The following is a 12730-nucleotide window of genomic DNA, read 5'->3' as shown; positions in this document are numbered from 1 at the left end:
ACCTCGACACACCACTGATCCGGGAACCACCACCGCGCAGCCGGACCGCCAAAGGCTCGCCCGGTCGTGGAAAAGAAGGCGGGCATTTGACAGGCATCCCGGTCTTCGCCAACTTTCAGACCGCATGGTCGCGGCCGCCCGCATTCTTGCCTGTTTGGTGCTGACCCTGACGCTGGGTCTGCACTGGGCCGTGCTGCAATCGGTGGCCTGGACCGGCATGCTCGTCCGGTACTCCCGGAACGCCACCATCGTCGAGGCACTCCAAAAAACGTTCGACGGCAAACATCCCTGTTCGCTCTGTCGTTTCATCCAGCAGGGCGGGCAGACCGGTCAGGACTCATCGTCCGAGCGGATTGCGCCGCACCGGGCCAAACTGGATCCGGTCCCCCTCGAAAAGTCTCGCTGGGTGTGTGCGGCTCCCGCGGTCGCGCCGTTGCCCGTGCAATCGCCACCACGGCCAGAAAGCTTCGACCCGGGACCTCTCACCCCGCCCCCAAGGGTCGTGTGGAAAAGGGGATGCAGCCGGGCCGCTTGTCCGGGAGACTGAGCCATCCGCACCTGCTTCGATGCCGGCGGGTACAAACCGCCCGGGCCTGATCGAACCCACTCAAGCCGGGCCCGGGCTGCGCATCCGCCCGTGGCATCGGCACCGGCGGATCCGGGCCACAACACCGGCTCTCCGACAAGCCGGCCAGTCACCGGTCCTCTGACGAAACGGCTCGCATCCCCACCCGCATATCGAAAGACCTCCGCCGATCCGGCCCCGACCGGGTGAGTCCGGGAGCAGGCCACGGTCACGCAGGCCGCGCCTCGGCGGATGTCCGGACGGAATCTGACCCTGTGAAACCCGGCCTGCTCCGCAATCCCAAGACAAGTCATGAAAGTTTTGTACCAACAACGACACTCACTTGCACCGCGTTCAACCGGAATGCGTCTCCACCCAAGCCTCGTTCTGACGGCACTTTTGACCGGCACACTCCTGCCGCAACTGCCGGCGGCAGTGCTCACCACGGTCCCCATGCAGGGTGGCATGGTCATGCCCATGATCTCCTACCGAGCCGGGGAAAACCGGCTTTATGTCACCGTGCCCGTGGAGGTGCCCCAACTAACCCCTCTGCTGGTCAGTCACCCCGGTGACCACTTCGATCCTGCCGATCCATGGTTCGAGGATCTCGATCCTTCGCGACGCGGATACTCCTTCAGCCGGCGTTACGGGTTCATCATGGACGCGATGACGGATCCCCTGCCGGAAGGTGTCCAGATCCACATCCGCAAGATCGATGGTCCTCCCGAACTCGGCTTCCATCGCTACTCCGGTTCCGAACCCAAAATGTGGGAACCGATCTTCGGAACGGCCGGTTCCCCTGATGCCCTGGCGTGGAACGGCCTGATGTTTCACCCGGCGGTCACGGCGCCTCCGGGCACAAACAGCTACGAGGCGGTCTTCGAGGCCTATCTGGCGGACACCCTCACCGGGGAACCCTTGCCCGGCAGTTCCACCGGACCTTTTGTGCTTCGCTGGACCAACCTGCCGGACGGCCGGCCCACACTGCACATCCGCCCGGCTGCCGGTGCGGTTATCCGGTTGAGCTGGGACGGCTCCGCCCAGGGGTGGGAACTGGAGCAAACCGAGGACCTGCGGCCCTCGACCTGGCAACCTGTCCTCGCACAGCCGGTTCTGGAAAACGGCCGATGGTCCGTCTCCATCGAACCTGCCGGTGGAAAGAAGTTTTACCGGCTCCGTCTGGCCCGCTGATCCATGCACGCCCCGGCTCGAGGTCGCCGCGCCCGTGCAGGTTTCCTGCACGGGTGCGGCGGGTTTACGTTGTTGGAGTTGTTGATTGTGCTGGCCGTCGTGGGGCTGCTGGCCGCCATGCTCCTGCCGGCACTGGCCCGCGCAAAGACACGGGCGCAGAGCGCCGTCTGCGCCGGGCAACTCCGCCAGATGGGTCTGGCGCTCCGCATGTACGCGGCGGACCACGAGGACGAGTGGCCCCGCAGTCAGCACTCCGCCTTTGCCCACCGGCAGCGCCCGTGGGGTGTGGCCATTGCACCCTACCTGGGTGCCCGGATCGAGACCTGGACCAACCTGCGCACCACCCTGTATCGCTGCCCGGCTGATCGTCGGCCGGACGGCTGGAGCTACGGGCTGAACGTCTATTTCGAACTCGGCCCGTTGGACGACTACCCCGGCAAACCCAGGACCTGGCGACGAGTCGGACAGGTCCGCCGCCCGAGCGAGACCATTCTTCTGTCCGAGAACGACACGCAGACCGACCATCTCATGCCCAACTTTTGGGGTTGTCCCGAGGATGTGACCGACGTTCCCCGGAACAGGCACGGCCCTCGTTCGCTCTACCTGTATGTGGACGGGCACACCGAGGCGCGAAGCTTCGAAAGCACCTACCGTCCCGAGGCAGGTGTGGACCAGTGGCACCCGGATCCGTGATCCGGGCTGCATCCCGGCCGGGCCTCTCACCGCGCAGCCGTCGAGATCCCCCTCTCTGGCAGCGGGCCCCTTGTGAAGGGCGGCCGAGAACCCTACAGTGTGCATGCTCATGACAGGTGGAAGCCGACGGTCCGGCTCTGTGCGCACAAGACGCCTTGCGAGTCTGTTCGGGCTCGCCGCCTGTACACTCCTGGCCTTGCTGCCGACCCCCGGCAGCCGCGCTTCCGAGTTCGGCACGCCCACCGACTTCCTGTGGCGCAGTTGGGACACCGACAACGGCCTGCCAACGCCACGCATCAACGCCATGGCCGTCAGTCCGGATGGATTCCTGTGGCTCGGCACCGCGGCCGGTTTGATCCGGTTCGACGGAATCGAATTCACAACCTACCAGTCATCCAACACGCCTGCGCTGGCCGACAACCGGGTGTTGTCTCTGCATCTCGACCGGGAAGGCCGTCTCTGGGCCGGGACGGCCGATGGCCGTCTGTTGACCTGGCGGACGGGCCGCTGGCATCGCGTGAGTCTCCATGGTGAACGAGCCACGCAGGGCCGGAGCATCCTGGCCATCACCGACGACCGGGACGGCGCACTCTGGCTGGCCACCGACGGCGCGGGACTCCTGCGAGTGGGACCGACCGGCACCACCGATGCCTACGGACCGGACCAGGGGCTCCCCTCGCCAACCGTCAACCTGGTCATCCGTGATGCCACAGACCAACTCTGGGCCATCGCCGGCGGCCAATTGTGTCGCAAGACCACCAACCAATGGGAGGTGGTGCCGACACCGGGCCCGGTTCCCCTCCCTGTCCGCATGATCACACCGGCGCGGGACGGCGGGCTTTGGGTGGCGACCCTCACGGCACACCCCATGGGTTCGCGCGGCACGCATCTGTTCCTGTACCGGGACGGTGCCTGGTCCGAACCTCTGGCACCTTACCCGTGGCCACAGGAGTCCACCCGGTCCCGTGCCCAGGCCATCTGGGAAGACCAGGCCCGCCGACTCTGGTGCGCCACTGCAGGAGGGGGCGTCTTTGTCCACGACCCGGGAGCAGGTTGGCTGGAGGTATCCGCCGACCTGCCACCGGCACAACTTCAGGTCCTGTGTCTGATGGAGGATGCCCACGGCACCATCTGGATCGGTACGCGCACGCTCGGCCTCCTGCAGGTCCGCCCCCGGCCGGTGGCCGTTTTCCCCTTGCCGCCGCGGTATCGGCCGCACGTGTTCCTCTGCGCCACGGTGGATGCCGAGGGGCGTCTCTGGGGAGGCACCGACGGCGCCGGTCTCTTCCTCTGGGAAGGCAACGGATGGCGGCGGGTCGGTCCCGAGCCCGGACCCGCAGAGAGTTACGTCGCTGTCCTTCTGTCCGATCGGAGCGGAACGCTCTGGGTCGGTACCTTCGGTGGCCTGTATCGCCTGCGGCAACAGCAATGGGAAATGCCATCCGAAACGCCCGTCCTGCGCCAGACCACAACCGCCCTCCACGAGGACCGCAGCGGCCGAATCTGGGCGGGAACCCAGGGTGGACTGGCCTGTCTCCACGGCGAGGAGGTGCGCGTGTACGGCCCCGACGCAGGTCTCCCCCTCACGCCCGCGCGCGCCATCACAGAAGACCCGGAAGGCCGCCTCTGGGTGGCCGTCCCCGGGGAAGGACTGTTCCGCCAGGAGGGGGATCTTTTCGAGCCGGTCCAGGTGACCAACAGTCCGGCCCTGCGCAATATCCGCGGCATGGCATTCGATGCCGCAGGCCGCCTCTGGTTCGTCACCCTCGGCGACGGCCTCGGCTGTCTCGACGACAGCGGCCTCCGGACATGGTCATCGGCCGAAGGTCTGCCAACCGACCACCTCATGAGCCTGGTGCCCTTCCAAGATCGCTTCTGGATCGGCAGCGAAAACGGAATCTTTGCCCTGCACCCCGGCGAACTGCCGCCGCCCGACAACCCGGCCGGTCGGCTGCGCACGTTTCGTTTGACGCCCCAGGACGGATTGCCTTTCAAGGTCTGCACCGGTCTGGGCCAACCCAGCGCCGCCATTGCATCGGACGGCACCCTGCTGTTCCCAAACGGATCGGCCATCGTCCGGTTTCGACCCGAACGCTTCCTGAACCCGCCACCGGTGCGCCCGCCCCGCATGGTGGCCGTCCGCGTGGACGATCGCACCGAGCCATGGATACCCGGCAGCCCCTTGGAAATCCTCTCCGGCGCGGTCTCCTTCGAGCTCCACTACACGTCGCCCAATCTCCTGGCGCCCGAACGCATCCGGTACCGGTACCAATTGGTGGGACTGGACCCGCAACCAGTGGAAGCCGGACACCGCCGTGTGGCCTTTTACAACCGGCTGCCCCCGGGCCGGTACACCTTCCATGTTTGGGCAGCGGGCGCGGACGGGACCTGGATCGAATCCGCCGAGCCGTTCCACCTCCGGATCCGGCCCCGCTGGTGGGAGCGGCGCCCGGTGCAAATCGCCGGCATGGTCGGGCTGACGGCCCTGATCAGCCTCGGCGTCTGGCGTTGGGAACGCAACCGGTCCCGGCGACGGATGGAACAACTCCGCTGGCAGCGGGCGATGGATTTGGAACGGCAGCGCATCGCCCGCGACATCCACGACGACCTCGGCAGCGGGCTCACCGAAATCATCCTGCTCAGCGACACCCTCCGCGAGGAGAGCACCTCCGCACCGGCCCTCCGCGCCCTGGCCGATCAGATCGCCGACTGCGCCCGCCGCCTCACCCGTGCGATGGACGAGGTGGTCTGGGCCAACAACCCCCGCCATGACAGCCTGGAAAGCCTCCTCACCTACCTGAACCGCTACGCTCAGGAGCAGCTCAATCGAGCCGGCATCCGATGCCGATGGGACGTGCCCCTGGAGGTCCCGGACGTGCCGCTCTCTGCCGAAACGCGGCATCACCTCTACCTCGCGTGCAAGGAAGCCCTCCACAACGTGGTCAAACATTCCCAGGCCTCCGAGGTTTGGGTCCGGCTTCACTCCCACGCAGCCGGATTCCAACTCGTCATCGAGGACAACGGACGTGGGTTCGACGTCGGGGACGCAAACACCGACAGCAACGGCCTCCGCCACATGCAGCAGCGGTTGGCCGAGGTCGGCGGCAGCTGCCGCATCGAAAGCCAGCCCGGCCGGGGCACCCGCGTGACCTTCACTTTTGCCGCCCGCGCAACCTTTCGCCCCGTGCCGGCTGCCACGGAGGAATGAACCCAAGCGCGTCCCCTCCCGCGGCCGCAGCCGCCGTCCCCTTCCCCGCACGCCCTCGCGCTCCGTCCCCGCCGGAAACCGCCATGACCCGTTTTGGCCACTGGCCGCCGAACCGCGGGCGTGTCATCCTCGGAACGGTCAAACATGGAAACGGTGATTCCTGTGGCGGTGGTCGAGGACGATCCCAGGGTGCGAACCCAACTGGTGCAGGCCATCAACCGCTTCAAGTCCTGCCGGTGCGTGGGCGATTTCGCCACGGCCGAGGAGGCCATCGAAAAGCTGCCGGCATCACGGCCGGAGGTGGTCCTGGTGGACATCCACCTGCCCGGACTCAGCGGAATCGAGTGCGTCCGCCGGTTGAAGGCTGATCACCCGAAAATGGAATTCATCATGCTCACGGTGTACGAAGACACCGACACCGTCCTCAACGCCCTGGCCGCCGGTGCCAGCGGGTATCTCCTCAAACAAGCCACCCGGGACGAATTGCTCGAGGCCATCCAGCAGGTGCACGCCGGTGGCTCACCCATGACCAGCCACATCGCACGCAAAGTGGTTCAGACCTTTCGCCAGCCGGCACCCGCGGGAGCCGAGTTGGCCACGCTCACCCCCCGCGAACAACAAGTGCTGGAACTGCTGGCCAAGGGCTACATCTACAAGGAAATTGCCCATCTGCTGAACATCAGCTACGCCACCGTCCACAACCACATCCGCCGGATCTACGAAAAACTTCAGGTCCGATCCCGCACTCAGGCGGTGGCCAAGTTCCTGGGCCGCGAAAAGGCGACGCCACCGCCCCGGCCGCCGCGCCAGGCTTGAACCCGGCTTGGATCACGGGAGAACCTTTTCGGAATGCCCGCCGGCACATTTGCTCAGGACCGACCTCTGCCGGCGTGCGCGAATCCGAATGAAGGCACGCTTGCAAGCCCGGGCGGCCTCGTTGCGGTGTCCCGCCGGCGTGCACCGCCCCGACCGGCGGGTTCTTCGATCACCCGGCACCGGCCGCGGCCGTGTCTCGCGCCTCTTCCAACGCTGCCTGCAGGCACCGGGCCGCCGTGGGCAATCGTTCGGCCCAGCCCGGCAGGCTGTCGTGCAACTGCACCAGGACCTTGTGCGCGCCGCACCGGTGCAGACGCTGGTACCAACCCAGCCAGGCCCGGCTCACCGCAGACTCCGGAATCGATGCGTCCCACGGTTCCATGGCCCGGCCGGTCACAGCCGCACACAACAGGCGCGCCGCCACCGTTTCCGGATGGCTGGAGACCCCCTCGGCCTGCCGCCACAGTTCCCAGGCACCTTCGCAGTCGCCACTCAGGAGCAGTGCAGTGGCGCGTTGCACCCGCAGCACGGCGTCTGCCGACACGTACCGCAGGGCCTCACCCGTCCAATCCCGCGCAAACTCCAGGAAGTCCGGCCTCGAAAGCGCCACCTGCCCGCCCAGTCGCCAGGCTTCCACGCAGTCCGGTTTCTCCGTGACACACTCCGTCAGCGCGCGCAGCGCGTCCACGGGACGCTCCCGTTCCACAAGGAAACGGGCATAGTCCAGACGGATGCGGTCCATCGCTCCCGGCCCTTGCAGGGCCGTCTGGAAGGATTGTTCCGCCCCTTCCGCATCCCCGGATCGCCACAAGGCCACGGCCAGACAATGATGCGGCGCAGCGGTCCGGATCTCCTTCAAAATCGGAGACAGTGTCGGCCTGTCCCTCTTGGCCAGGCACTGGCGCATCTGGTCGGCAGCCTCACTGAACTGCCCCCGCTCCAGATGCGCCAGGCCCAGCGCAAAGTGCATCGAGGCCGTCAGCCCACCGTGGCCCCGGGCCAGGGGCGAGGTCAGGACATGGATCACCTCCTCGTATCGGCGGGCCCCGAGAAGCCGGGAGGCCATCTGTGTCAAAAGCGTTTCCCGCAACTCCGGCACCACCTCGGCCGCCGGTTTTCGCGACATCGCTTCGAAAGCCTCCCGATAACGGTCCAGTCCCTCGGCTTCGCGTCCCGACCGCACCAGCTCCAGGCCCAGGTTCATGAGCAGATGAGGCTCGCCCGGCAATTCCTCCACCGCCTGCTCCAGCAGGCGCAGGTTGCGCTCGATCTTGTTCCGGTCCCGGATGACCTCCGGCCGGTACCCGTGATGCCGCAGCAGGACGTTGCCGATCCGGCAATCCAGCCCCCATTCCCGCCGTCGCACCTCCACACTGCTGAAGATCTGCTCGTGCACACGCCCCACGTAAAACAGACCGGGCGCATTTCGAAAGAGCCTGGGCACATAGCAGACCCCCTCGTCCTCACGACCGACGTCCACCATGGGCAACCGCCAGGCCATCACCTCGGGCCGCTCCAGGGCCGCGGCCAACTCCCGCCGACCTTCCTCGGTCAGCTCCTCGTCCGCATCCAACATCAACACCCAGTCCCCCCGCACGTGCTCCAACACCGCGTTTCGCGCCGCGCTGAAATCGTCGCACCAGGTGAATTCGTACACCTCGGCGCCATACGACCGCGCGATTTCCACCGTGCGATCCGTCGAACCGGTGTCCACCACCACGATCTGATCCGCCACTTCACGGACCGAGGCCAGACAACCGCCCAGGAAAGCCTCCTCGTTCCGCACGATCAGCCCCACGCTCAATCTCGGCCGGGCGGCGCCATCAGCCCAGGCCGGCAGCCGCATCCAGTCCGGCTGGGCCGAACCATGAACCGGGCGTTTCAAAAATTGCCGCGCTGCCGCGTAACCCGGCGCCATCCGACGGGCGCGTTCGGCACATTGCCGCGACACCTTGCCCGCACCCACCGACCGCGCAATCTCCGCCAGCAACAGCCACGCCTCGGGATGGAAGGGCCGCTCTTCCATGGCCGCCAGCGCGGCCTTCCACGCCTGCTCCCAACGCCGCTGCCCCGCCAGTTCCCGCGCACGGCCCAAATGGCCCAAACGCGCGCAGGCAGGCAATGCAATCCGCGAGGTGCCGGCCTGCGCACGACCCCGTCCGACCGAGGCCGGGGCCGCCGTCGCGTTCTCCACCTGCCCGGCCAACTGCCGCAGCCGCGCCGCCACCTGTTCCGCAACCCGTGTCCAGGTGTAATCACGGGCGCGCTCGCAAGCGCGCCGGCCCCGGTCGCGACAACCTTCCGGATCCTCGTAAGCCGCACGAAACAGACGCGCCAGAGCGTCCGCGTCCGGCTCCAGCCACCAACCCGGCCGGACCAGCCGGAACTCGCCCACACGATCTCCGATGCCGCGGCGTTCCGCCGGGATCCGCCATCCGCAATCGTCGCCGACGAAATCGTCGGTGGCGCCTCCGGCCGTCACAATCACCGGCAGCCCGCAGGCCATGGCTTCCAGCACGGGCAGGCCAAATCCTTCCCCGCGATAGGGCAACACAAGACAATGGCAGGCCGTGTAAAGGCCGGGCAGTTGGTCCGGAGGCCATTCTTCGTCCAGGTACAGGATCTCCGGTGCCCCGGGCTGTTGCTGCAAGGATCGGATTCGATCGGCCAGGGTCTGACCGGCGTAGTGCGTGGCGCCGCCGCAGTCTTTGATCACCAGGCAAACATCGTCGACAGCCCTGAAAGCCTCCACGTACGCCCGCAACAACACGTCCGGCCCTTTGCGAACAATGGTTCCTCCCACGAACAAAAAGCGGAATCGCTTGGACGTGGGCAGCGGCCGGGCGGGTGTGTCGGGACGAAATCGTTCCGTGTCCACCCCGTTGGGGACGACCACCACCTTTTCAGCCGGTATCCCGGAGTCGACGTACACCTGCCGCACATATCGGGACGGCACCCAGAATTCATCCACCCGGTCCGAGGCACACACCCAATCCACCGGCAACGCCCCGAATTCCCAGGGCTGAATCACCACGAAGCGGCCGCTCCGCGGGCGACGCCAATCCGGTGGCCAGGCATGTCGCACCGTCACCGGGGCCCCGGCATCCGCCTCGGACGAAACCTTCTGCGCAAGCCGCGCGTAGGCCGAATCAATCAACCGGCCCTGCTGCACACGGTGGACACGAATGCCTTCCTTCTCTTCCAGTGCCCGTGTCAGCTCGCGGTTGACATGCGACAAGCTGCCGTGATCCAGAAACGATCCCACCCAATTGACCCGCACCGGTTCCGGGCGGTGCGAAACCGGGCCCGGTGCGTTCCTGACGATCTCCGCTTCCCGGGTCTGAACATGCGTGTCCGCTGCGTGCCCATACAACCACCGCCGGAGCTGAGCAGGGGTCACTTCCGGGATGGACGTGTTCGCCACCTTGGGGGCTTCCGTTGCTTGTCGCGGCATCGAGGTGACATTTGCCCGGGCACGGACCTCCCGAACGCAGCGCACGTCCCAGCCCGCTGCTTCCATTTGACTCAACCAACAGGCCCAAACCCGACCGGGATCGGATTCCGTCACGCCCGCGGGAGGCGCATCCAACAGCGCCTCCCGGCGCAGCAACAGACAACGGGGCAACACCGCGCACAATTGCGCCGTTCCAAGCCGGTCCGGGTCGGCCAGATCGGCCCACCCGGGGACAGCAGCACCGACGCGCCCGCCCTCCGTCGCGCGCATCATCTGTTCCCATGCACGCTCGGGCAATTCCACCCCCGGCTGCAACCACGCCAACCACGGTGCGTCGGATTCGCACGCCTGAACCAGCACCGAAACGAACCACGGATCGTGGGAATCGGCAGAAATCCACACGTTCCGGATACCCTGCAAGGCGCCGCGGAGTTGGGGACCCGGAAGTTGCCGTCGGCTGCCTGCGAGCAGCACGACTTTCGTTCGTGCCACGTCCGGCCAGGCTGCCCGCACCTGGCGCACCGCATGCGCACAGGATGCATCCGGCGCATCCGCCGGAATGAACACCAACAGCTCCACAGGCTCGTGCACCGTGCGACCCTCCAGCTCACCGAGCAGCATGGCCCGGCCGAATGCGAAGTATTCATTGGCGGCGTTGGGCTGATGCTTGTGAAAGACCGCCTGAGGCCACAAAACCCCCTGCTGTTGCAGGAGGCCCGCGTAGCCCTGCTCCCGCAACAGGGCCAGATCCCTGTCACTGCACAGCCTCCGGACGCCGCCCTCGAAATACCGGTCGTCCAGGATCAGCGCGCCGAATTGTTCCACCTCCTCCGGCAACGGGAATGCAGCCGCACGCGCCAGAATGGCTGCGTCGCACCTTCGGAGATCCGTCTGCCAACGCCGCAACCAATCCGGACGGTTCGTTCCCAACCAACCCTTGGAACCGCGCACCCACAACCAGAGCGTCTGATACCAGAGAACGCCCTCCTGAAACCACCGCTGCCGTTCCACGAGCGAGGGGGGCAGGGGCGTGTCACTCAGACACGGTTCGATCGTGCCATCCCCGTTTCGCCGGTAACCGACCGTGCTCCCGCACGGAGCATTGATCAACTGCTCGGCAAAAGCCGGCGAACGCAGAAACGCCCACAGCAACGCCCTGGGAGAACCGAAACTCCCCAGGTAACTCCGCACGTCCATCCCCTCCAGGGCCCGCGCCGCGGCCGTTTCACACGTCAACACATAGCAGCCCAACGTCCGCCGCGGGTTGCCCTCCAGCCGGAGGATCTCGTGTATCTGATACTGGGCGGTGGCGTTGTAACCGATGTCGCACACACCCAGGGTCTCAATCCCTTCGAACCACGGGCGGAGGTAATCCAGGACCTTGCGCCGTTCCTCGGCGCTCCGTGTCTCGACGCGTCGCGCGATCTCCGGCTGAAAAAGCCAGCGCGCAAACTCCAGCATCCGGTCAGGGGTTTGGAGCCTTTCTTCCGGATCCAGCGGAAGTCGCCTGAGATCGCGGGCTTCCAATCCGAGTTGCTCACAAATGGCCCGTACGGAGAGCGTTTGCCGCCGGCCCAACCACTCGACCAGTTTCTCCGCCGTCAGCCGGCCCAATGCAGCAAGATCGGTCGAGGTCCGATTCACATACAACGGACGAACCTCCAACTCCCACCCGCGGGCCCCGGCCTCGCGCTGCAGCATCCGGCCCAGAAGCGCCCCCTCCCGCATGAGAGCCCCCACACGGCGCACCCCTGCCCGGGCAAACTCCTCGCACGCCCAGGTGACGAAGCCGGACAACACCGGCCCCATCAGCAACGCACCGGCGCGGCCAAAAAACGCGGCATCGTCCCCGCCGCCGAACCGGCGCGTCGCCAGCAATCGGAGCCAACGCGAACTGAACACCGTCGGCGGCCGGCCCGGCAGAAAGCCCTCGCGCTCGAAAATCGCGTGGGCAGGTTGCCAGACCGGTGCGTAACCCACCGCACGCACGCCCGCGCGCCACGCGCCGGCCACGTCGGCCCGCACATTGTCTCCCAGATGGACCAGTTCCTCCGGACGCAAACCCTCCGCGCGCAGCACGGCACGGAACAGATTGCCCGTGGACTTGCAAACGCGTTGGTCCGCCGAGGTGTAGATGCGGTGGAACAGCATAGGGTCACACCCGTTCGCCCGCAGGATCTCCGCCAGGTGCTCCGCCGAAAGGTACACGTCGGAAACGATGAAAACACGAAGACCCCGCCCCCGAAGCCATCGCGCAAACTGCAAAACGGCCGGGTTCAAACAGCACAGATCCGCCTCCGCCGCCACTTCCTCGGCGGCCAGCGTCTCGAGGGGCATGCCCAGGGCTCGAAGTTCCTCCGTGATTTCTCGGAGCGTAATGTCCTCGAGTCCGCCGGCCCTCCCCGGCAGCCGGTTCCGGACCCTCACCTCCGCCATCCGGCGGTAGGCCTGGTAGTCGGACGGGCAGAGATGCCCCGGCAACAAACCGCGCGCCGCCAAGCGCTCCCCCACCTCCGTGAACACATCCACCGGATGCTCCGTCCATCGCCAAACCAGGGTGTCGAAAAAATCGAAAGAGACGGCGCGTACGCGGCCGCCGGAATTCTCGATCCAGCCCTTTACACGCCGGATGGCCGGATCGTGAAGCCACAGATCCCCGGGCAGGTTTTGCCACTCTTCCGCTCTCATGGACAACTGCTCCCGTGTTTTCCAGCCCGATCCCCACGGCCCGACCGCGCCGGGGGAATCGGACGGGTGCTCCGGTCGAATTGCCGTTCTCTGCCGACGCGCGGCGATGCCATGA

Annotated in this window: 6 protein-coding genes; 5 read left to right on the top strand and 1 reads right to left on the bottom strand. The window is 66.6% G+C overall.

The window, feature by feature from the left end; genetic code table 11:
* Positions 1-124: 124 nt before the first annotated feature.
* The 5 genes from ACPDIX_RS06395 to ACPDIX_RS06375 all read left to right on the top strand — a co-directional run bounded on the left by ACPDIX_RS06395 (position 125) and on the right by ACPDIX_RS06375 (position 6473).
* On the top strand, positions 125-547 hold the full coding sequence (locus ACPDIX_RS06395; protein WP_423430946.1) for a hypothetical protein: 423 nt from the start codon (positions 125-127) through the stop codon (positions 545-547).
* Positions 548-928: 381 nt separating this feature from the next.
* Complete coding sequence (locus tag ACPDIX_RS06390) at positions 929-1756, top strand: hypothetical protein (RefSeq protein WP_423430945.1); 828 nt, start codon at positions 929-931, stop codon at positions 1754-1756.
* Positions 1757-1759: 3 nt separating this feature from the next.
* Positions 1760-2449, top strand: coding sequence for a type II secretion system protein (locus ACPDIX_RS06385; RefSeq protein ID WP_423430944.1), 690 nt, complete (start codon positions 1760-1762; stop codon positions 2447-2449).
* A gap of 196 nt (positions 2450-2645) precedes the next feature.
* Entirely contained in the window at positions 2646-5657 is a 3012-nt protein-coding gene (locus ACPDIX_RS06380) for a sensor histidine kinase (protein WP_423430943.1), read from the top strand.
* Between the two features lie 144 nt (positions 5658-5801).
* Positions 5802-6473, top strand: a complete 672-nt coding sequence (locus ACPDIX_RS06375; RefSeq protein ID WP_423430942.1) for a response regulator — start codon at positions 5802-5804, stop codon at positions 6471-6473.
* 169 nt (positions 6474-6642) lie between these two features.
* On the opposite strand, the gene ACPDIX_RS06370 is transcribed toward ACPDIX_RS06375, so the two are convergent.
* Positions 6643-12615, bottom strand: coding sequence for a glycosyltransferase (locus ACPDIX_RS06370; protein ID WP_423430941.1), 5973 nt, complete (start codon positions 12613-12615; stop codon positions 6643-6645).
* Positions 12616-12730 lie beyond the last annotated feature (115 nt).

Origin of the sequence: Limisphaera sp. 4302-co, from assembly GCF_049537155.1 — a bacterium.
Taxonomy (GTDB): domain Bacteria; phylum Verrucomicrobiota; class Verrucomicrobiia; order Limisphaerales; family Limisphaeraceae; genus Limisphaera.
The sequence above is the reverse complement of the archived record's forward strand: the minus strand, read 5'-3'. Positions and strand labels throughout refer to the sequence as shown.